This is a genomic window from Virgibacillus dakarensis, from assembly GCF_900155625.1.
Lineage (GTDB): Bacteria > Bacillota > Bacilli > Bacillales > Amphibacillaceae > Lentibacillus_C > Lentibacillus_C populi.
Genome location: NZ_LT732554.1, coordinates 2817616 through 2837708 on the forward strand (window position 1 = coordinate 2817616; position 20093 = coordinate 2837708).

A 20093-nucleotide genomic window follows, 5' to 3' on the forward strand; every position below is an offset into this window, starting at 1 on the left:
CGGGAAATTACAGGTAAGAAATTTTAAATCGTATTCCTTCGGAGGTGTCTATTCGACCCCGACCACCGGTATCAATTTATTCAAGGATTGTTTGTTTTGGAAAATAAAACAAGTAATCCTTTCTTATTATGTCTTTTCCCTAATAACCATCATCCCGCGCCGATTGTAGTCCCCGAAACCACGTATACCCAACAACCGTCAGCACCAACATTCCAATCGAAAAAGCGACAAAATACGGTGAAACTACATCACGAATAATCCCCGTAACAAACGAACTGATGATCATGCCGAATGAATATACAGCTGACATAATGCCAAACGCTCGACCATGCCCTTCACTTGGCACCGCATCGGTTACTGCTGTTGCCATCGCCGGCATCATTATACCGAAAAAGAAGCCGAGTAAAAAAAGCGCTAAGGATAACGACAGTAACGCGTTAAATAAAGCAAATATACTCATGCACATACCAAACAGGCCAAATATAAGCCGATTAATTGGGTTAAAGCGGTTGATGAAAAATAATGATAGGGATAAAAATGTTCCGATACCCATGAAACTGAATAATTGCCCAGTAGTGGCAGTAGAAAGTCCCTTTTCGACAGTTAAATAGGGAACCTCATAAATAATCACACCATGAATATACATCATAGCAAATCCGGTTATAAAAACAATATATAAATTGGGCATTGTTAATAGTTGGATAAAGTTTACTGGTCTAGAAGTTCGCCTTTTTTTAACAATAACTTCTCTTTCCTTCAACAAGTAAGCAGTATACAGAGCCGTTAAAATCAATGCTAATCCGATGACATAATACGTGTTAGCATATCCAATCAAAGCACCTAGCTGACCGCCAATCAATGGTGCAATTATACTCGCAATTGTACCGAGAATTCCATTTACCGCCATATTTTTCCCCTGTTGCTGACTGTTCGCTGCGTATCCTGATAGCAAAGCTAAAGCAGCAGGAATTAAAAATGCTAATGAAAATCCATTTAGTGTACGCAAAATTAGCAAACTGGCGGCGTCGGAGACAAGCGCATGGGCGATAAACAAAGTCCCTGATACAAATAGTGGAAGCATAATGAACAGTTTTTTGCCAAATCGATCCACCAATGGTCCGGCAATCAAATTTCCCGTTAAATTGGCCAATGATGCGACACTAAGCATTATCCCGATCAAAACACTTGATGCACCTATCTTCGCAGCATAAGGGGTGAAAATAGGCGATTGAATACTCATGATTAAACTAACAAAGAACATGACAATGAAGATGTGTAATTTATCTGTCGTTGCTTCTCTCAATTTTTTCACCTCTGAAACAATGTATGCTTTGGTGAAAAAAATAGACGAGCTTTTATGTGACAAATTATCATCTACCGCTGACATTTTCCTGCACTGCACCATCTTTCTTCACATACAAAGCCACTAATACAATGACCAGCATCACAACAATGACATAAAAAAATGACACACCAGGAAAAATTTGCAAAAATAAACCGCCGAGATAGGGTCCGCTGATGCTGCCGATACTAAAAGCAATCCCAATTAGCAGATTTCCTGCGGGTAAAAGGGACCCTGGCAAAAGATCGGTCATATAGGAAATCCCTAGGGAAAAGAGCGAGCCAACGAACATGCCAGCTAACGTAAACATAAGAAACAGGGCAACAAGAGATGTTTCCCATAGTGCTGCAATAAGGAAGCAGATCACACCAGCGGTCACAACAGATAACAGAATTTTACGCCTGCCAACCCGATCACTTAACACTCCTAAAGGCAGCTGTGTAATAATACTTCCAGCGGCAAAACAAGGTATAATAAGTGCGAGCATATCAACATCGTGGCTGATTCGTAATCCGTAAATCGGGAAAATACCGTGTAAGGTTGCCTCCAAAAAACCATAACCAAATGCAGGTAACAGTGCCACCCAGGCAATTTTTCCAGTTTGGATAAAACGAGTTAATGAACTCGTCGTATTTTGCGTACTTATATCATCTTCAGGCCATTTATTTCGGACAAAAAACATCCCGGACCAGACGATGGCACTGAATAATGCCGACAAGAAAAATGGCAATGCTTCATTAATGGAAAGAAGTCTGGTCATTAACGGACCAAGTGTAAAACCAAGTCCGAATGCAAGGCCGTACAATGCGATATTTTTCCCTCTGGATTCCTTTGCAGATGTAGTGGTGATCCATGTTTGTGTACCGAAATGCAGCATATTATCACCGATGCCAATGGTGACCCTAAGGATAAACCAAAGCCATAATGCTTCCCAGACAGGAAACAGTGCTAAGGAGATAAATACAAGCAATCCGCCAACAACAATAATCGGTTTAAAACCAAATTTGCGCACCGGTTTTTCCATGAAAGGAGACGCGAGCAGGACGCCGATATAAAGACCTGTTGCGTGTAGACCGTTTACCGATGAAGGCACACCATGCTGTTCTAATATAATTGCTAGTAACGGTAACAGCATCCCCTGGGAAAACCCGGAGATAGTGACAAGTGAAATTAAAATCCAGAATCTGACTTTTGCTGATGCCATTTCATCCCTCTCCTCCTTTTCCATTCCATAAATGTAATCGTTTTTCGAAGAATGGTCAATCACTGTGCATGAATAATAATGAAAAATAATATAGAATAAGAATTAGTACGATACCATAAATGATCGGAGTGACTGGCAGTGGAATTTTATTTAAAAGATAATGGAATGCGGACTGAGTTTGACTATGGTACGTTATCGGTTTCGGGAAATGAGGAGTTCGGATTCCGGCCATTTCAATTAATGGTTGCATCAATTGCCGGATGCAGCGGCTCTGTTTTTCGAAAAATCCTGGATAAGCAGCGTACCGATTATGACGATTTGATTATTCATGCAGATGTAGAGCGAAATGCCAAGGAAGCTAATCGTATTGAGAGGATTACATTAAAATACACGATAAAAGGACATCGTTTGAATCCGGAAAAGTTAGAGCGAAACCTGGCATTATCCAGAAAAAATTGTTCAATGATTCGTTCAGTAGAGGACAGTATTAAAATCGAAGAAAGTCTGGAGATTGTTGAGTTAAGTAGGTAAAAACATAAAAAACCCTGTCCAAGTGTTATCTCTGGAGGGGGTTTTAGAGATTTGAGTTCAATCGAGAGGACTGTGAAATTGATCAAGATGCACGAGAAACGGTTAAGGCGAACGGAAAACCGATCAAAAAGTGCGCGTGTCAATCGTGACAAGCGCAAAGTCGATTGTGGAGAACGCTTCTCAAGATAACAGGTATAATATTCATGTGTCCGAAAAAACTATAGAAAAAGAAAGGAATGGGACACATGAATCGAAGGAAGATTTGGCAGATTGCATTAATCGTATTCGTCATTACGTTAATATCCCCGGTGAACAGTTTTGGGGCGGACAAGAAAAAAGCAAAGGATGATTTTAAAGTACCAAGTCATGCGTTGAATATTTCCAAGGAAAATACATTCCCGAATTCAACAGAAGATCAGGAGATTGTTGAACCAAGCAAGGCAACAAAGGGACTGATTAACGAAGTGGATGTTCCGATCGAGAATCCAGATCTCATCAAAATGTTAAATGAAACAACCGTGAAACCGTCTTTTCTTGCAATCGGTTATCGTGGGATGATTTACTTGGGTCGTTGGCCAATCAACTACAAATCATCAGAAACAACGGTCAACTGGGAATACCAGCAAATTAACGAAAATGAGCTGAACAATATGGGCGGTGACAGCACCCAAAAAATCAATTATATTCAGAAACAACAAACGGAAGTAGAAGGCGCCCTGACGAACAAGATTACCAAACCGGATGATATTAAAAAAATGATGCTACTGAAAGCAAAGGAAAAAGCGGATTTGCCTTTATCTTATAAAACAGTAATTGGGCAAAATACAAAAAAGGATAACTCCTACGCTGTTCCGACAGAAAAAATAGGGACGTTAAAAGCTTATGCTCCGGCGGTAAGCGAAAAAGGTCAAGTAACATTTGGAGAAGTATACATCAAACTGAAAGGTAATAAGAAATCCATTGTTGTAAAAAATGTAACAAAACAAGGGATTGGTGCCTGGATCCCCATCCAGGATTACGTTTCTTTTACGTTTAACCTAAAATAATTAATCGTCAACCCCTGTGAGAGTGCTCTTGCAGGGTTTTTCTTATTGGTCAAATGCCGTATAAAAAGGAAGAAATACTATATCGGAAATCGAAAATACTATCCAAAATGAGCAGAATACTATCCAAAATCGGTCAAATACTATCCAAATTGGGTAGAATACTATCCGGAAATCGAAAATACTATCCAAAACAGGAAAAATACTGTCCTAAGGCAAACCCCTCATACACATAATATTCAAAACGTGCAACCTCAGGACACAACCGTGCAATCCTGTGTCGTAGCCGCGCAATATGCGAGCTAAGCGCGCAATCCCATCCATGTTCAAGCATCAGAACAAACCTTCAATAATTTTCAAACCCACTTTCCCTCATGCATAATAAACAACCCCTTAGGAAAAAGTAAGAAAAAAACAGGTGGGTTGTTATGCGAAAATTATTCTTGGTTGTATCAAGCTTGGCATTGTCTTTGTTTGTCTTTTTTTATATGAACCCGGCAGTACATGCGCAAAGCTTCGGTTGGGGATATAAGAAAAATTCCGACCATAAAGTTCCGGAAATTGGCAAGTATCGGGATATGCTTGATAAATATGGTGCCTATTACGCTGACCATTCAGGGGACAAGGTCGTTTATTTGACGTTTGATAATGGCTATGAACAAGGCTATACGGATGACATTTTAGACGTGTTAAAGGCGGAAGATGTTCCAGCAACTTTTTTTGTGACCGGACATTATGTAAAAAGTGAACCGGATCTTGTTAAGCGAATGGCTAATGAAGGGCATATCATTGGCAACCATTCCTATCATCACCCGGATTTAACGATACTCACGAAAGATTCGATGAAAATGGAACTGGAGGAATTAGAAAAGGCAGTCGCAGCGATTACCGATCAGAAACAATTAAAATACATGCGCCCGCCAAAAGGTGTTTTTAATGAACGATCGTTAAAATGGGCAAATGATTTGGGTTATATTCATATATTCTGGTCGTTGGCATTTGCCGACTGGAATACGAAAGCCCAGAAAGGTGGTCAATACGCATTTGATCAAATTATGAAGCAAATGCATCCCGGAGCCATTATCCTGCTTCACACCGTTTCCTCTGATAACGCAGACGCCTTGTCAAAGCTGATTAAGGAATTGAAAAGTCAAGGGTATCAATTTAAAAGTCTTGACGATTTAGTATTAAAAGATATGCTGCCTAAGGCAATTTATGGATTTTAGATAGGAGCGCGAATACCGATCACTGGTGTTTGCGCTTTTTAATGCTCTAAAAAACTTTTGTTGCAGCAGGTCTTACGGACGTTCTGTATTTAAAATTTTCGAAACCTTTGCTATACTATTAGTATACCTTGTATTGGAGTTGATAGAATGAAAAGAGAAGATCTAATAGCACCGAAAGAGTATAATACTGTAATGGAAATGGAGCGCTATGCAACAGACCCGGAACGAGAGGCACTAATTTGGCAGGATGATGCAGGGAATGAGAGAACGGTAACTTATACTGAACTGATGAAAAACGTAAATCGGATTGGAAACGTCTTCCTTAATAATGGTTTGAAAAAAGGGGATAAAGTGTTAGTCATGATTCCAAGATTAATTGCAGCATATGAAGTTTATTTAGCTGCATTAAAAACGGGAATTATCATTATCCCAAGCTCGGAAATGTTGAAAACAAATGATTTGCAATACCGGATTAGCCATGGGGAAGTAAGTGGTGTTATCAGCTATTTTCCATTTGTTAAGCAATACGAGGAAATTAACGAATACGAGCAATTGAAACGTTTCGTTGTCGGTGAACCTGCAGCAGGCTGGCTGTTTTTGGATCGGTTGAAGGATGAGGCGTCCGACGATTTGCAAATGGCAGAAACAACACGTGATGATATTGCATTTTTACCATATACATCAGGGACAACCGGTAATCCAAAAGGCGTTGTACATACCCACGGCTGGGGCTATGCCCATTTAAAAACAGCATCGGAAAATTGGCTCTGTATTAATGATGGGGACAAAGTATGGGCAACTGCAGGTCCTGGCTGGCAGAAATGGATCTGGAGTCCGTTTTTATCTGTTTTGGGCTCTGGGGCAACCGGTTTTGTCTATCACGGAAAATTTGCTGCCAAAACATATTTAAGCCTGCTTGAGGACAATGATATTAACGTATTATGCTGTACCCCGACGGAATATCGGATTATGGCGAAAGTCGATAACCTTAGTGATTACCAGCTTCCAGCACTCCATAGCGCCGTATCCGCTGGTGAACCGCTTAATCGTGAAGTTATCGATACGTTCCGCAAGTATTTTAATGTTACGGTACGCGATGGCTATGGTCAGACTGAAAATACGTTGTTATTAGGTGTGATGAAGGATATGGAGGTTAAGCCAGGTTCGATGGGGAAACCAACACCAGGTAACGACGTAGATGTGATTAACGAGGAAGGACAACCAGTGGCCTCCGGGGAAGTCGGTGATATTGCAGTGAAGCTTGATTGTCCAGCGTTGTTCCGGGAATATTATAAGGATTCGGAGCGGACAAAAATGGCGAAGCGGGGGGATTATTATGTGACAGGTGATCAAGCATCCAAAGATGAAGACGGCTATTTCTGGTTTGAAGGTCGCAGTGATGACATCATCATTAGTTCAGGGTATTCAATTGGACCATTCGAAGTGGAGGATGCATTAGTCAAACATGCCTATGTTCAGGAATGTGCGGTTGTAGCAAGTCCCGATGAGATTCGCGGCAATATAGTCAAAGCATTTGTTGTCCTAAAAGATGGAGTAGATGGGAATAATCCAGATCTTGTCAAAGAGCTGCAGGATCATGTAAAAGAGCTGACTGCCCCATATAAATATCCAAGGGCTATTGAATTTATTGATGAATTGCCAAAAACGACATCTGGAAAAATTAGGCGGGTGGAATTAAGAGAAAAAGAAAAGGTAAAAATGCAATAATTTTTATCTGGCAATGGGTTTAAACGAATAAAACAACCCTAAACGTGACTGCTTTTATCGCGTTTGGGGTTGTTTAAATCAGGATTACTCCTGCAATTCCAATTCCTGTTTCAATTTCCTGCTTACTTCTGCTAACCCTTCATCTGTTGGAATAAAATAGGAGCCCCCATTAGTCGTCTGGTCCGATCCTTCGATTGTATATGTTTTAATAGCCGACGCATCAATCGAGGAGTATACCTTTTGCAGTGCATATATTTCAGTTGGTGTCAGGCTGGTTTCGACATCTTTTCCAAGAATATCGGATATTTCACCGAGTTTAAAGATTGTCCCAACGGAAACCGCCTCGTTAATTGCTGCTTGAATAAATTGTCGCTGTCGTTCATCACGAGAATATACATTGTTAACCGCCCGTTTTCGCATTCGGACAAAAGCAAGTGCTTCTTCACCATTCAGCTTTGCAGGCCCTTTTTTGAAATAGATTTTTTTATTATCGTTGTAAATATTTTTCTCCCAAAAACCTTCTTTTATATTAACGGTTACCCCACCAAGGGCATCGACAATGTCGCGAAATCCTTCAAAATCAACGGCAACATATTCGTCAATCGGAATATTAAGTAACTGCTCAACCGTCTCGACGGTAAATTTATTTCCACCATAACCGGTAATGGAACCATACGTATAGGCCGCATTAATTTTATGAATGCCAGCATATTGCCCTGCCCCTTCAGCAGGCAAATCCACCTGTGTGTCACGCGGAATAGTAGTCATCGTCATGGTATTTGTATGTGGATTAAGTGTTACTACGATTTGTGTATCCGCTCGCCCATTTTCTCCCCCGGTAGCATAGGTTTCGACACCCATTAGCAGAATCGAAATCGGATCCTTGCCAATGGTGACATCCATATCCCGTAGTGCCGATTTTTCTCCTGGACGGTCTAAATCCTGATATGAATTTTTAGCTGCGTTGTATGCGTGGAAAAATAAATAGCCTAATCCCCCAACTATAATAATAAATAGGATGAGAAGGATAAGGAGAATTCTTTTCTTCCATCTTTTTGTTTTTTTGCGTTGTCTTCTTCGCTCTGTCCTTAATTCGCTCACCCGGAATCCCGCCTTTGTTCCCCTTATTATATGTGAAAACAAAAAAGTTAACAAGACGAAATCTGGACGACTTAAGATGCCACACATGTGTAAATGACGGATTTTACAGGAATTATGTTTGTGCGCCAGCCTAAAAAATCATAAAAAAATCAGTTAAAACACTTGAAAGTCAAAAAAGGTCAGAGTATAATATGGTTACAAGGTCAAAGATAGTCAAAGTCAAACCTTGTTAAAAGCTTATTTAAACTAGTCTGACTGCAGCTTATCTAAAAGCTGACCTACACTTTTTAAAGAAAATCACAAGGAGGAATGACATGATGAAATGTCAACAATGTGGTATTCGTCCAGCAACAATTAACGTCTCGATGCAAATAAATAATGAAAAAATGCAGGTACATGTATGTAATCAATGTTTTGAAGAAATACAAGGTCAAATGATGAATCCAACTGGTTTCTTTTCCAGTTCTAATGGAAATCAGGATGCTTTTGCCCAGAACTTTTTCCAAGGAAATGGCCAAGGCGGCGCCGGAACAAGAACAGAACAACGCCAAGGGAATCGGGGCAATGGTTTGCTTGATCAATTAGGCAAAAATGTTTCCAGCGCAGCACGTGCTGGATTGATTGATCCGGTGATCGGCCGTGATGGAGAAATAAAACGGGTTATTGAAACATTAAATAGAAGAAATAAAAATAACCCGGTCTTAATTGGTGAACCTGGTGTTGGTAAAACAGCAATTGCGGAAGGTTTGGCCGTTAAAATAGCCGAGGGTAACGTTCCAACAAAACTGATGAACAAAGAAATCTACTTACTAGATGTTGCTTCGCTGGTTGCCAATACAGGTATTAGAGGCCAATTTGAAGAGCGTATGAAACAGTTGGTACAAGAATTGCAATCACGGCAAGAGGTTATTCTTTTCGTGGATGAAATTCATCTGTTAGTTGGTGCAGGCACTGCGGAAGGCTCACAGATGGATGCTGGTAACATCTTAAAACCAGCACTAGCACGTGGGGAACTGCAATTGATTGGTGCCACAACATTAAAGGAATATCGTAAAATTGAAAAAGACGCTGCACTTGAACGTCGTCTTCAGCCAATTATCGTCAAGGAACCTACAGTCGATGAAGCGGTGCAAATTTTAAATGGAATCAAAGAACGCTACGAAAAATTTCATGAAGTACGTTACTCTGATGATGTTATTCGCGCGTTTGTCACATTATCACAACGCTATATCCAAGATCGCTTTTTACCTGACAAGGCGATTGACTTAATGGATGAGGTCGGTTCACGATTGAATCTGGCCAACGCGGAAAAAGATTCGGATTCCATTGAACAGAAACTGAATGAAATCGTTCAGGAGAAAGAACAAGCCGCGGAAAAAGAAGATTACGAGCGTGCTGCACATCTTCGTTATCAGGAAATTCAACTGCAGAAACAGCTGGAAAAAGCGAAGGATGAAGCACAAGTAATTGATGTTGGAATGGAAGATATTCAATTAATTATTGAAGAAAAAACAGGTATTCCGGTAACTAAACTGCAAAAAGATGAACAAGAGCAAATGAAAAACCTTGCAGGAAATCTTGCCCAAAAAGTTGTTGGACAAGAACAAGCGGTTGACAAGGTTGCTAAAGCTATCCGCCGCAGCCGTGCTGGACTGAAATCAAAATATCGTCCAATTGGATCATTCCTGTTTGTTGGTCCAACCGGTGTTGGTAAAACCGAGCTAACGAAAGCACTGGCTGAGGAATTATTCGGTTCACGTGAAGCCTTGATTCGTCTGGACATGAGTGAGTATATGGAAAAACACGCCGTATCGAAAATTATCGGTTCACCTCCAGGCTATGTTGGTCATGAGGAAGCAGGACAATTAACCGAGCGTGTGCGTCGCAATCCATATTCGATTATTTTGCTCGACGAAATTGAAAAAGCACATCCGGACGTGCAAAACATGTTCCTGCAAATCATGGAAGACGGTCGTTTAACGGACTCACATGGCCGGACGGTAAGCTTTAAAGATACGGTTATTATCATGACAAGTAATGCCGGAACCGGTGTGAAAGAAATTAATGTCGGCTTTAACCGGACGGAGCATGAATCGGTTTCCACATTAGAAAACTTAAGTGCTTATTTTAAACCGGAATTCTTAAACCGTTTTGACTCGATCATTACGTTTAATGAATTAAGTGAAGATAATTTAGTCGAGATTGTTGATTTGATGTTGCATGAATTAACACAAAACATGGAAGAAAATAAAGTTGCAATTACGATTACAGATGCTGCGAAACATGAATTAGTACGACTTGGCTATGACCGCCGTTTTGGTGCACGACCATTACGCCGAGTTATCCAGGATAAAATTGAAGATCAATTAACCGATTTGTTATTGGAAAACAATGAAGTTAAAGCAGTAAATGTTGACGTAGTTGATGATGAAATTACCGTAAAACAAGCATAAATGAATGAATGAAGATCCTGTCCCGATTTTCGGGGCAGGATTTTTTTGTTGTCTAGGAAATTATAAAATTTGGTGGTTGTGGATAACTTAATAACCGGATAAGCCACGTCCGGCTCCAGCACCCAGCGGCTAGTGTGCTTCCTTCACCTCCGTACGATAAGTCAACATCGACTCCCTTCGGTCGTCGTGTTTCCTTTATCTCCTACGGCTCAGTCCAGCACATACGCCGCTAACCGGGCGCTTGCGCCTTTGGCGTGCCCAGCACGCTGTTAATTGCGAGTTGGTGAAAGTCCAACCCAAGTAAGTACCAAGACGCTTGGTAGCTGACAAGTAACTGGTGGAGAAATCCTAAGGTTGAAGCCTTGTGACAAAGCACACTCAGTAGTGCGAGCAACCTAACAGGTCGTAACATAAAAGTGAATCCTGCCGCCTCGTCAGCAGACCCACACGTGGACAAGGAGAAGTCGATCCTGGCAAAGGAAGGAGAAGACCATGGAAGGTGTCAAGAACTTGGAAGAGCAGCACTGAAGAATCTCTCGGGGTAAGGGGAGCGACATGTTAGGAAAGTAATTAACGGAACTGGGGATACCCTCCTCGGTCACTCTACGGAGTAAAACAGAAACCTATAAGCCGATGGTGAAGTGGTGGAAGGGCTGAGAGGGAGTCGGAGGGGGTCATAGTACCGATGATGACGATGACAACACAACATTGTCTAGGGAAGGACGGCATAAGCCAATACCCTACTTCGTTCACAAGTTTGAAAGGAGGTACGAGTAAGTGAATGCCGGAAAACTGGCTAACTACACCAATGGAAAAGCTCAACGACTCCGATCAACTTTATATCTTTGTGCCAAGGAAAGTCCTACGAGACGATTTCACGCACTATATGATAAGATCTATCGTCCTGATATACTGGCGGAAGCATGGAAAAGAGTCAAATCCAAGAATGGAAGTGGTGGAATCGACAGGCAAACAATCGATGAGATTGTATATGACTATGGGGAAAGGGAATTCTTAAATGAGTTATACCTTGAACTAAAGGAAAATCAATTCCGTCCAAATCCAGTCAGAAGAACCTATATTTCAAAAGGAAATGGGAAAACAAGACCACTGGGAATCCCAACCATTAAGGACAGAGTGGCACAGATGGCAACAAAACTGGTACTAGAACCCATATTCGAAACAGATTTTCAAGATTGCTCGTATGGATTCAGACCAAAACGCAATGCCCATCAAGCCATAGCGAAAATCAAGAAAGCCAGTAAGAAGTCTGCTTGGGTGGTAGATGCCGATATTAAAGGGTATTTTGATAACATCAACCAAGATAAACTGATGAGGCTAGTGAAAATGAGAATTAGCGATAGAAGAGTACTAAAACTCATTCGCAAATGGTTGCGAGCAGGAATCATGGAAGATGGCCATTTTCGTGATTCTGTAACCGGGGTTCCGCAGGGTGGTGTGATCTCGCCACTATTATCGAACATCTATCTAAATGTATTGGACTCACTCTGGAATAAGAAGTTTGCACACCTGGGGCAAATTGTTCGCTATGCAGACGACTTTGTTATTATGTGCTCTACGAAGCAACAAGCGTTGGAAAGTATTCAGGTATTAAGAGGTATCATGAAGAAACTGAACCTTACACTTAGTCCTGAGAAATCAAGGCTTGTCAATATATGGGATAATACAGATGGATTTGACTTCTTGGGACTTCATCACAGAAAATTCCCTATTCTTATTAAAGGCGGTTACAAAATACATGTGATGTCGCACATACCGAGTAAAAAGGCAATGAAGAAAATGCGAGAGAAGATCAAGGAATATGTGGGAAAGAACAATAAATTGTCCCTAGACATAGAAGATCTCATAATAGGGCTGAATCGAAAGCTGCAAGGGTTTAAGAACTACTATCTTACTTCCCCGATAGCTAAGAAATGGCTTAATCGTATCGACTGGTATGTACTTGAACGACTTACAATATTTTGGAACAGGAAACGAAATAAACGCCACAAACACAGTAAAATGGGCGAGGTAATAGAAATGACCAAATATAAATTAGTGAAATTGGCGAGTTAGACAAGTACGTAATGCCAAAGAAAGAAGAACGTCGGAAAGCCGTATGAGGGAAAACCTCATGTACGGTTTGATGAGGGGGAACAGGAAGAGGAATTGCCCTCAAGTCTGGCTTAGTAAGGTGGAAAACCCTGAAACCCGAGGACAAGAAGGCAATATCTAACTCCTGTTTTCTACTCTACTTCTGGCGTTTTGCTTGCGATAAGTGAGTGGGTCACGAACGTTCAATCTCGAGGTGCGAACGCGTAATCACGAGGTGTGAACGAGCGATCTCGAATCTCAAACACGCAATCTTGGGCTTCGAGTACGCAATCCTGAGGTGTGAACGCACAATCTTCAGGTCGATGTCCAGCCATAATCTGTAATTAATAATAAACTCAAAACTTGAAAAAACTAATCTGTACTAAAGCATGGTAAAAGGATGTTTAATGATGCGGATTTTCAAGGTTTTTAACGTTGTTTTCATACTATTATTATTTACGATTCCAAACCCCAGTTTTGCTGCAGAGCAACAGCAAATGAAGGTTCATTTCATTGATGTTGGGCAGGGGGACAGTATCTTGATTGAAACGCCAAGTGGCAAAACAATACTAATTGATGGCGGACCGCCGGGAGCAGGCAAAACTGTCGCAGAATTTCTCAAAAAACGTCGGGTTAAAAAAATTGACCTGCTAATTGCAACCCACCCGGATATTGATCACATTGGGGGACTGCCATTAATAATGAAATCGTTTAAGGTTGATAAAATAATCGATTCCGGTAAGCTCCATTCAACAAAAACTTACGTACGCTATATTAATCAAATCCAAAAGCATAAAATTCCAGTTGAGATTGCCAGAGAAAACGATGTGATTACACTTGATCCATTGGTTGACATGCAAATCCTAAATTCATATGCCGAACATAAAAACAATAATCAATCCTCCATTGTGTTAAAAGTAAGTTTTCGCGAGGTTGATTTTTTACTTATGGGTGATTCGGAACAGGCACAAGAAAAAAGAATCATGCAACAGAAAGATATCGAATCGGATATTTACAAAGTCGGACATCATGGATCGAATACGAGTACATCATACCCATTTTTGAAACTTGTTAGGCCCAAGATTGCGATTCTGACGTACAGCAAAAAAAATCATTATGGACATCCGGTAGATCGGGTCATTCGCAATCTGCAAAGGGTTCATGCCATGATTTATTCTACAGCGGTATTTGGTGATATATCGATAGTGACAAACGGGCAGGGCTATTTTGTTTTAACAGAAAAAACCCCACTTGATGGATTGACGGAAAAAGCTGGGTAATAAATTTTCTGTAAAACTGTATTTACAAATTTAAACAAATATGATATCATAATAATATAAATTGGATATAAGGGGGAGGAGTCGCTATGCAGGAGCGAAATGCATGGTCGATGAATGGATTTCTAGGAATTATCGTTATCGCTGCCCTAATTGCGGGAACAGTATTCAGCTTTATAAACCAGCAATTCATTGTTGGCGGGATTTGTCTTATCATTGCCATAACACTGGGAAGTGGTATCACGTTAGTCCAGCCAAATCAGTCGGTAGTCGTTATTTTCCTCGGGAAATACATGGGGACGATCCGACGGGAAGGGATTGTCATCACAGTTCCATTTTCGATAAGAAGAACCATTTCTTTAAGGGTACGGAATTTTAACAGTAAACGGTTAAAAGTGAATGACGTGAATGGGAATCCAATTGAAATTGCTGCCGTGATTGTATTTAAGGTAGTTGATGCAGCAAAGGCTGTTTTTGATGTGGATCGCTATGAACAGTTTGTCGAAATTCAAAGTGAAACCGCGATACGTGCTGTGGCAACGAAATATCCGTACGATACGTTTGAGAATGTTGAACTTACATTAAGAGGAAATGCGGAAGAAGTATCGAATGAATTAACGGTAGAGCTGCAGGAGCGATTAAAGGTTGCTGGAGTGAAGGTGATTGAAGCACGATTAACACACCTTGCTTATTCGACCGAGATTGCTCAGGCCATGCTGCAGCGGCAACAGGCAGATGCCATCATTGCTGCCCGCCGGAAAATCGTTGAAGGTGCAGTGGGGATGGTTCAGGATGCCATTGAGCGTCTTGAAAAGCAAGATATTGTTGATTTGGATGAGGAGCGGCGTGTTGCGATGATCAATAATTTGCTCGTCGCAATCGTTTCGGACAATGGTGCCCAACCGGTAATTAATACGGGGACACTGTACCAATAATAGGTTTAAAAAGAGGGTTTCTATGGTGAAGAAAAAGAATTTCCCGTTACGAATGGACCCAAAATTATATGATATTCTACAACGCTGGGCGAAGGATGAATTTCGCAGTGTGAACAGCCATGTGGAATTCCTGCTTAGGGATGCAGCCAAAAAAGCTGGCAGGCTGCCGAAGAGCGAAGATAAAAAAATAGGTGAGGATTAAAATAAGGTTTCGCACGAATTGACGTGCGGAACCTTATTTTTCTTTCTATTCACTTGTTGCTGTAGGAAGTCGTTAGAAAAAGGGGGCTACGCGATTTGGGAAGAAATTCAGGCACTTTTGGTGACGCTCTCGCCCTTTTTTCACTCAGTGTAGGTAGTCTCCGTAATTTTCCATAATGATTATTGACAAATATAGCTTCATGTTATAGGGTTAATTACATAAGTAATTAACCATTTAGCTGAGGTGGTGTATATGAAAAATACATTAGACGAAAACAAACCAATTTTTTTACAAATAAAAGAGCAGCTAGAGGATTCGGTTATCAATGGTGCGATTAAACCTGGGGAGCGAGTGCCGTCGACCAATGAATTTGCGCAGTACTACAAAATTAATCCCGCCACCGCTGCTAAAGGAATTAATGAGCTGGTACATGAAAATATTTTATTTAAAAAACGGGGTGTGGGAATGTTTGTGACTGATGATGCAAAGGAGATTTTGATTGAAAAGCGAAAAGAACATTTCTATGAAAACTTCATACAGCCGCTAAAGGATGAAGCCAGAAAATTACGGATGGGTAATGATGAACTACTGGAAATGATCAAACAGGGAGGGATCAATCATGCGGATTGATGTCAGGAATGTGACGAAAAAATATAAAGACACGTTAGCACTTGATAATATTTCATTTACGTTGGATGAGCCAAAAATTTACGGACTGCTCGGTCGAAATGGGGCTGGGAAGACAACGTTTATGGAAATCTTATCTGGGCATATTCTAGCAACAGGCGGTGAAATTTTAGTCGACGGGGAAAAGCCGTTTGATAATCAGCGATTGACCGAATCTGTTTGTCTAATTAAAGAGGGGAATAATTTCAAACGTGAATTAAAGGTAAAGCATGTGCTACGTATATATTCCCTGTTTTATCCAACATGGGACCGGATACTTGCAGATGATTTGATTAAGGAATACAACTTAAACTTAAATTTACGGGTTAAGGCCTTATCAAAAGGAATGGCCTCGGCCCTTGGCATCATCGTTGGGCTGGCATGTAAAGCCCCAATTACAATTTTTGATGAACCATATATTGGCTTAGATGCTGCAGCGCGACGTAAATTTTACGAAATTCTGCTTGAGGAATACGAAAGTGAAAAGCGGACAATTATTTTTTCGACCCACTTGATTGATGAAGTTAGTTTGCTTTTTGAAGAAGTGCTGATAATTCAGGACGGCAAACTTGTTCTGAAAGAAGAAGCGGAAAATCTGCGAAATAATACATATGCTATAACGGGAAGTGCTGAGGCTGTTGAGCATTTTATTAAAGACAAGGAAATTATTAACAAAAAAGAGCTTGCCGGGATGATGACCGCATATGTTTACGGCAGTCAGGAACAGGCTGAAGCGGCTGGACTATCTGTTGAAGGGATACCAATTCAGGAATTAATGATTCATTTAACAGAAAAGGAGGGGGCTTAACGATGGGAAGACAATTGAAAGGGTTACTTTATTTTTATGCGACAGATGCACGGTATTCATTGCTGATTTTTTGGAGCATTTTGCTGAGTACATTACTGGTTAGTATTGTGGGGGCATACTTCCTGTTAAATGTGGAAAATGGTCAAATGACTTTTGCGTTGTCAATGGCAATTTATATTTATTGCGGTATAACCGGGTTCATTCAAGCGAAGCACGGGATCCCATTTTCGATAAAAATGGGGTCAACAAGGAAAAATATTTTTGCAGGAATGGGGCTGTTTTTTCTAGGTTTGGCTTTAGCAAAGTCGGTGTTGGCCAATACGATCCATTCTGTTATCCTATTTGGTACGGACAAAATGGGTATCAGTTCATACCAGCTAATCCATCCGGCGCAGCTGCTGACTGATACATGGCTGACACGTGTTATTATCGATGCAACAGTGATGTTCTTTCTTTTGTCGTTCATGTTTCTGCTTGGATTATTATTTTATAAATATGGGTTATTAGGTGGCGGTGTTGTTGTCGGCACACTTGCGATTATATTATTATTTGGATTGGCACAGGGATGGATTGCCGACTTCTTTATCGATATTTTTCAATCCTTCGATATGACTTTCTTTTATGAGGTATTTGCGGTGGGTATTGTGCTTTACGTAGTTACGTGGATAATGCTGCGCAGAATAACAACGGAAGCAGCACGGTAGAACAAAGGTGGAAGCGCCCGGTTAGCGGCGTATATGCTGCGCCCTGCCAAGCAGGGTGGTTCGGTGTTGTCGCGCAAAGCGGCGGTTTTAACCGAACATTCCTACCGTAGGAGATAAAGGAAACACGGTGAGCTGAGGCCAACAGGACGTTGGTCAGTTCGGTGTGGCGATTGTCGTCGCGGTTTTAACCGAACTTCCCCTGTAACCGATGTTGACTTATCGTACGAAGACGGGTGTTGCATACTAGCCGCTGGGCGCTGGAGCCGGATGTGGCCTACCTTGGCATGAGCAGAATAGAGCCAGGATTTTTATACTTTCTTACCTTTAAAGTAAAGGGATGAGCTGCTCATCCCTTTTACAGTCGTTCAAATTCCTCAATCATATTCGCAAATAAAAGATGGAGCGATTTTTGTTTTCGGAGTGGCAGTTTCTTCAATCGGTGAATTTGTTCCTTTAGCTCTGGATGTTTCATAAGGTATTCCACAATTTCCATTACCTCAACATCAAAAGGTTTTTCCTTGGAACTGTATACTCGTTTAAAATCTTTGAGCAGGTCCTCACGTAATGAACGGTTTCCGACGATATGGTCAATAGTTACATCGAAAACTTCACTAAGTTCTATTAATGATGACACATCAGGGGTCACCACGTTATTTTCCCATTTGGCTATAACCGAACGCGATGTTGACAGCTTTTCGGCTAGATCCTTCTGTGTCCATTCATGCTGTTCACGTAAAAATTTAATATTGTAGGAAATCTGCTCCAAACTCATGTTATCACACTCTACTAATCAGGATTAAAATTTGATTTCTCTATGTGGAAATCTTAGGTAAGACACAATTAATCCTATCACGACTAGGAGAAAAGAAATGCTTTTCATTGTTCTAATAAAGAACATATAGTAAAATGTTCTCAAATAGAACGAAGAAAGGGGAATTGTGATATGGTCAGCTGTTTGATTTTGTATCATCACACCATCACGAGTTTGACGAAATCTTTCATGTTACGTGCCATGTTTCACGAAGAAGATTTCGAAATACATGTATCAGGGAATAATACGGTTACGATTTTTCTCTGGAACGTTAACAAGGAGGCTGTTTGGCAGGCTGCACTGGAATTTGAAATGGCAGATATTATGACAGGATACGGATTTGGCAAGCAAAAGAACGATGCAGAGAAGGAAGCTACAAAAACGTTATATAGGCGGATTTCCCAGAATGGAGAGTCTGATGACGGTTTTGAAGTGAAAGAAAAACCAGCTGCATATCAAATTGGAATAGCTAATTAATTCGGTATAAGTTATCAACAACGTTATCAACAAAAAACAAGCTTGTTTATCAAAACTCAGCTAGCTTATTAACATAATCAACAGGAATTAGCTAAGTTATTAACAATCCTGTTGTTGATAACTTGGACTGAGAGGAACCAGTTTCATGACTGTTATGCACAGATATTGTATTTCTGTGGATAAACAGAAGGGATAACTATTACAGAAAAAGAGTTTACCCCAAGCTGTTTTGTTAGCATGGAAAAAATAACACACGAATGAAAAGCCGAACTTACATATGGATTTCGGTTGTTTACGATAAAAGGGAGCTGTCTTTTATCGCTATCGTTTTTTAAACGTAAACCGCATCATTAAATTTGCTGCATCTCTACAATGAGGGATATACAGTACTTAAAATTAAAAAACCACTAAGTGTGGTTTTTTAATCATGCATTGCTCCCGCTTCTCGGGCAGTCATTGCACCTTGTCCTTCGCTAATATCTTTTTTGATTTCTTGTTTTACTTTTTTGGCATCGGTTCCAGCAAATCCCGGTTTTATACTGGGACTCAAATTCTTAGCCTGTCGATCTTGCTGGATACAAATCCTCCTCTTATTTGTTGTTTAACACCTTAATGATTGCTTTCTATGTTAAGCAATACGAACAAAAATAGCATACTGTCCATCACGTGATACGGTATGCTATTTCAACTGTTAATCTTGGTTTCCTCGTCATCGTGAGCTCCCGTGCTTATCCCCGGTTTCCTTTTTGACTAAACTGATTATACACCCTGTCCGCGCTTTTGAACTCGCGTTGGTAATGTACTTGTTGGGTCTTGTTTAAAAAGCTTTCGTCCTGTTGATGGTTTTTCGGATTTTTCTTCACAGACATCCCTCACTTTTTGAATAGGATTTCCTATACAAGAAGAAATATACTTAAATCAGGAAACTTCCTCATCGGTGGCAAGTTGTTCGGCATTGGCAAACTGCTGATAGGAGATGAAATGATCTTTCGTAATGACAAAAAGATCGTAAATCGCTTCCTGTGGATTAATCTGCTCATATACTTGTGGATAAATCGTGTTTGCTAACGCTGCGTACGGCAATTTCAGCACAGCCTTCAATGAACGCGTATTTGTCTTGCGCACTTTCATAAAAATAGCCTCGATAGAACGCTCGAAAAATACTTCATTAAAAAATTGCTCTTTTGCTGGTTTATTGTAGCCCATCCCGAAATAAGGTTTACCGATCCAGGTAGCCAAAAACCCGTAATTGTCCTGGATATCAAATAAATTTATCGTACCGATCGGCTGCCCGTATTCGTCTAAAATGGTTCGAGAAATTAATTCACCATTTTCCTCTGCTTCCATCGTTTGTCTCGTAATAAAATAATATTCATCACATGTTGCCGCCTTATGTCTGACATATGGAAACACTTCCGGGTGTGATACTAGATCAAACAATGCAGGAACTTCATGCAAATCACGTGTTTTCAGCATAAAAAATACCCTCCT

Annotated in this window: 20 protein-coding genes; 13 read left to right on the forward strand and 7 right to left on the reverse strand. The window is 40.6% G+C overall.

Features of this window, described 5'->3' with window-relative positions; translation table 11 throughout:
* Positions 1 to 139: 139 nt before the first annotated feature.
* Positions 140 to 1387 (reverse strand): MFS transporter, encoded by a 1248-nt coding sequence (locus CZ382_RS23110; protein ID WP_088053397.1) that lies wholly within the window; start codon positions 1385 to 1387, stop codon positions 140 to 142.
* Entirely contained in the window at positions 1371 to 2546 is a 1176-nt protein-coding gene (locus CZ382_RS23115) for an MFS transporter (RefSeq protein ID WP_088053398.1), read from the reverse strand. The genes CZ382_RS23110 and CZ382_RS23115 overlap by 17 nt, the downstream gene beginning before the upstream one ends.
* A gap of 138 nt (positions 2547 to 2684) precedes the next feature.
* Between CZ382_RS23115 and CZ382_RS23120 the strand changes: the two genes are divergently transcribed.
* The 4 genes from CZ382_RS23120 to mbcS all read left to right on the forward strand — a co-directional run bounded on the left by CZ382_RS23120 (position 2685) and on the right by mbcS (position 7074).
* Positions 2685 to 3077 carry an OsmC family protein gene (locus tag CZ382_RS23120; protein WP_088053399.1) on the forward strand — a complete coding sequence of 131 codons (393 nt, stop codon included), beginning with the start codon at positions 2685 to 2687 and terminating at the stop codon, positions 3075 to 3077.
* 245 nt (positions 3078 to 3322) lie between these two features.
* Entirely contained in the window at positions 3323 to 4123 is an 801-nt protein-coding gene (locus CZ382_RS23125) for a YfkD famly protein (protein ID WP_088053400.1), read from the forward strand.
* Between the two features lie 425 nt (positions 4124 to 4548).
* Positions 4549 to 5346 (forward strand): delta-lactam-biosynthetic de-N-acetylase, encoded by a 798-nt coding sequence (gene pdaA / locus CZ382_RS23130; protein ID WP_088053401.1) that lies wholly within the window; start codon positions 4549 to 4551, stop codon positions 5344 to 5346.
* A 147-nt stretch (positions 5347 to 5493) separates the two neighbouring features.
* Positions 5494 to 7074: an acyl-CoA synthetase MbcS gene (gene mbcS, locus CZ382_RS23135; protein WP_088053402.1), complete on the forward strand. Its 1581-nt coding sequence runs from the start codon at positions 5494 to 5496 to the stop codon at positions 7072 to 7074.
* 84 nt (positions 7075 to 7158) lie between these two features.
* Here the strand turns inward: mbcS and CZ382_RS23140 are convergent, their stop codons facing one another.
* Complete coding sequence (locus tag CZ382_RS23140) at positions 7159 to 8175, reverse strand: LCP family protein (RefSeq protein WP_088053403.1); 1017 nt, start codon at positions 8173 to 8175, stop codon at positions 7159 to 7161.
* A 317-nt stretch (positions 8176 to 8492) separates the two neighbouring features.
* On the opposite strand from CZ382_RS23140, the gene CZ382_RS23145 reads away from it, so the two are divergent.
* From CZ382_RS23145 to CZ382_RS23180, 8 genes are all read left to right on the forward strand, one after another.
* The gene (locus CZ382_RS23145; protein ID WP_088053404.1) at positions 8493 to 10628 is read left to right on the forward strand and encodes an ATP-dependent Clp protease ATP-binding subunit; all 2136 of its coding nucleotides are present in this window, start codon (positions 8493 to 8495) and stop codon (positions 10626 to 10628) included.
* A gap of 777 nt (positions 10629 to 11405) precedes the next feature.
* Positions 11406 to 12704 (forward strand): group II intron reverse transcriptase/maturase, encoded by a 1299-nt coding sequence (gene ltrA, locus CZ382_RS23150; protein ID WP_088049344.1) that lies wholly within the window; start codon positions 11406 to 11408, stop codon positions 12702 to 12704.
* Positions 12705 to 13129: 425 nt separating this feature from the next.
* Positions 13130 to 14002, forward strand: a complete 873-nt coding sequence (locus CZ382_RS23155) for an MBL fold metallo-hydrolase (protein ID WP_088053405.1) — start codon at positions 13130 to 13132, stop codon at positions 14000 to 14002.
* Positions 14003 to 14088: 86 nt separating this feature from the next.
* Positions 14089 to 14934, forward strand: coding sequence for an SPFH domain-containing protein (locus CZ382_RS23160; RefSeq protein WP_088053406.1), 846 nt, complete (start codon positions 14089 to 14091; stop codon positions 14932 to 14934).
* A gap of 22 nt (positions 14935 to 14956) precedes the next feature.
* Complete coding sequence (locus CZ382_RS23165; RefSeq protein WP_088053407.1) at positions 14957 to 15136, forward strand: Arc family DNA-binding protein; 180 nt, start codon at positions 14957 to 14959, stop codon at positions 15134 to 15136.
* 252 nt (positions 15137 to 15388) lie between these two features.
* A complete protein-coding gene (locus CZ382_RS23170) occupies positions 15389 to 15766 on the forward strand; it encodes a GntR family transcriptional regulator (protein ID WP_088053408.1) in 378 nt (125 codons plus the stop codon).
* Positions 15756 to 16610 carry an ABC transporter ATP-binding protein gene (locus CZ382_RS23175; protein WP_088053409.1) on the forward strand — a complete coding sequence of 285 codons (855 nt, stop codon included), beginning with the start codon at positions 15756 to 15758 and terminating at the stop codon, positions 16608 to 16610. Before CZ382_RS23170 ends, CZ382_RS23175 begins: the two co-directional genes overlap by 11 nt.
* Before the next feature lie 2 nt (positions 16611 to 16612).
* Positions 16613 to 17314 carry a hypothetical protein gene (locus tag CZ382_RS23180; protein WP_088053410.1) on the forward strand — a complete coding sequence of 234 codons (702 nt, stop codon included), beginning with the start codon at positions 16613 to 16615 and terminating at the stop codon, positions 17312 to 17314.
* A gap of 355 nt (positions 17315 to 17669) precedes the next feature.
* Here CZ382_RS23180 and CZ382_RS23185 read toward each other — a convergent pair whose 3' ends face one another.
* Positions 17670 to 18086 carry a helix-turn-helix domain-containing protein gene (locus CZ382_RS23185; RefSeq protein ID WP_088053411.1) on the reverse strand — a complete coding sequence of 139 codons (417 nt, stop codon included), beginning with the start codon at positions 18084 to 18086 and terminating at the stop codon, positions 17670 to 17672.
* 171 nt (positions 18087 to 18257) lie between these two features.
* On the opposite strand from CZ382_RS23185, the gene CZ382_RS23190 reads away from it, so the two are divergent.
* Positions 18258 to 18602, forward strand: a complete 345-nt coding sequence (locus CZ382_RS23190; RefSeq protein WP_088053412.1) for a hypothetical protein — start codon at positions 18258 to 18260, stop codon at positions 18600 to 18602.
* Between the two features lie 421 nt (positions 18603 to 19023).
* Here the strand turns inward: CZ382_RS23190 and CZ382_RS24605 are convergent, their stop codons facing one another.
* From CZ382_RS24605 to CZ382_RS23200, 3 genes are all read right to left on the reverse strand, one after another.
* A complete protein-coding gene (locus CZ382_RS24605) occupies positions 19024 to 19152 on the reverse strand; it encodes a hypothetical protein (protein ID WP_268811342.1) in 129 nt (42 codons plus the stop codon).
* 178 nt (positions 19153 to 19330) lie between these two features.
* Entirely contained in the window at positions 19331 to 19471 is a 141-nt protein-coding gene (locus CZ382_RS24970; RefSeq protein ID WP_102415744.1) for a YfhE family protein, read from the reverse strand.
* A gap of 49 nt (positions 19472 to 19520) precedes the next feature.
* Positions 19521 to 20078: a GNAT family N-acetyltransferase gene (locus CZ382_RS23200; RefSeq protein ID WP_088053414.1), complete on the reverse strand. Its 558-nt coding sequence runs from the start codon at positions 20076 to 20078 to the stop codon at positions 19521 to 19523.
* Positions 20079 to 20093: the final 15 nt, after the last annotated feature.

Excerpts from the sequence above, each read along its gene's own strand:
- CZ382_RS23110 (WP_088053397.1), bottom strand. The coding sequence starts at position 1,387 with ATGTCAGCGGTAGATGATAATTTGTCACATAAAAGCTCGTCTATTTTT.
- CZ382_RS23115 (WP_088053398.1), bottom strand. The coding sequence starts at position 2,546 with ATGGCATCAGCAAAAGTCAGATTCTGGATTTTAATTTCACTTGTCACT.
- CZ382_RS23125 (WP_088053400.1), top strand. The coding sequence starts at position 3,323 with ATGAATCGAAGGAAGATTTGGCAGATTGCATTAATCGTATTCGTCATT.
- pdaA (WP_088053401.1), top strand. The coding sequence starts at position 4,549 with ATGCGAAAATTATTCTTGGTTGTATCAAGCTTGGCATTGTCTTTGTTT.
- mbcS (WP_088053402.1), top strand. The coding sequence starts at position 5,494 with ATGAAAAGAGAAGATCTAATAGCACCGAAAGAGTATAATACTGTAATG.
- CZ382_RS23145 (WP_088053404.1), top strand. The coding sequence starts at position 8,493 with ATGAAATGTCAACAATGTGGTATTCGTCCAGCAACAATTAACGTCTCG.
- CZ382_RS23155 (WP_088053405.1), top strand. The coding sequence starts at position 13,130 with ATGATGCGGATTTTCAAGGTTTTTAACGTTGTTTTCATACTATTATTA.
- CZ382_RS23160 (WP_088053406.1), top strand. The coding sequence starts at position 14,089 with ATGCAGGAGCGAAATGCATGGTCGATGAATGGATTTCTAGGAATTATC.
- CZ382_RS23165 (WP_088053407.1), top strand. The coding sequence starts at position 14,957 with ATGGTGAAGAAAAAGAATTTCCCGTTACGAATGGACCCAAAATTATAT.
- CZ382_RS23170 (WP_088053408.1), top strand. The coding sequence starts at position 15,389 with ATGAAAAATACATTAGACGAAAACAAACCAATTTTTTTACAAATAAAA.
- CZ382_RS23175 (WP_088053409.1), top strand. The coding sequence starts at position 15,756 with ATGCGGATTGATGTCAGGAATGTGACGAAAAAATATAAAGACACGTTA.
- CZ382_RS23180 (WP_088053410.1), top strand. The coding sequence starts at position 16,613 with ATGGGAAGACAATTGAAAGGGTTACTTTATTTTTATGCGACAGATGCA.
- CZ382_RS23185 (WP_088053411.1), bottom strand. The coding sequence starts at position 18,086 with ATGAGTTTGGAGCAGATTTCCTACAATATTAAATTTTTACGTGAACAG.
- CZ382_RS23190 (WP_088053412.1), top strand. The coding sequence starts at position 18,258 with ATGGTCAGCTGTTTGATTTTGTATCATCACACCATCACGAGTTTGACG.
- CZ382_RS24970 (WP_102415744.1), bottom strand. The coding sequence starts at position 19,471 with ATGTCTGTGAAGAAAAATCCGAAAAACCATCAACAGGACGAAAGCTTT.
- CZ382_RS23200 (WP_088053414.1), bottom strand. The coding sequence starts at position 20,078 with ATGCTGAAAACACGTGATTTGCATGAAGTTCCTGCATTGTTTGATCTA.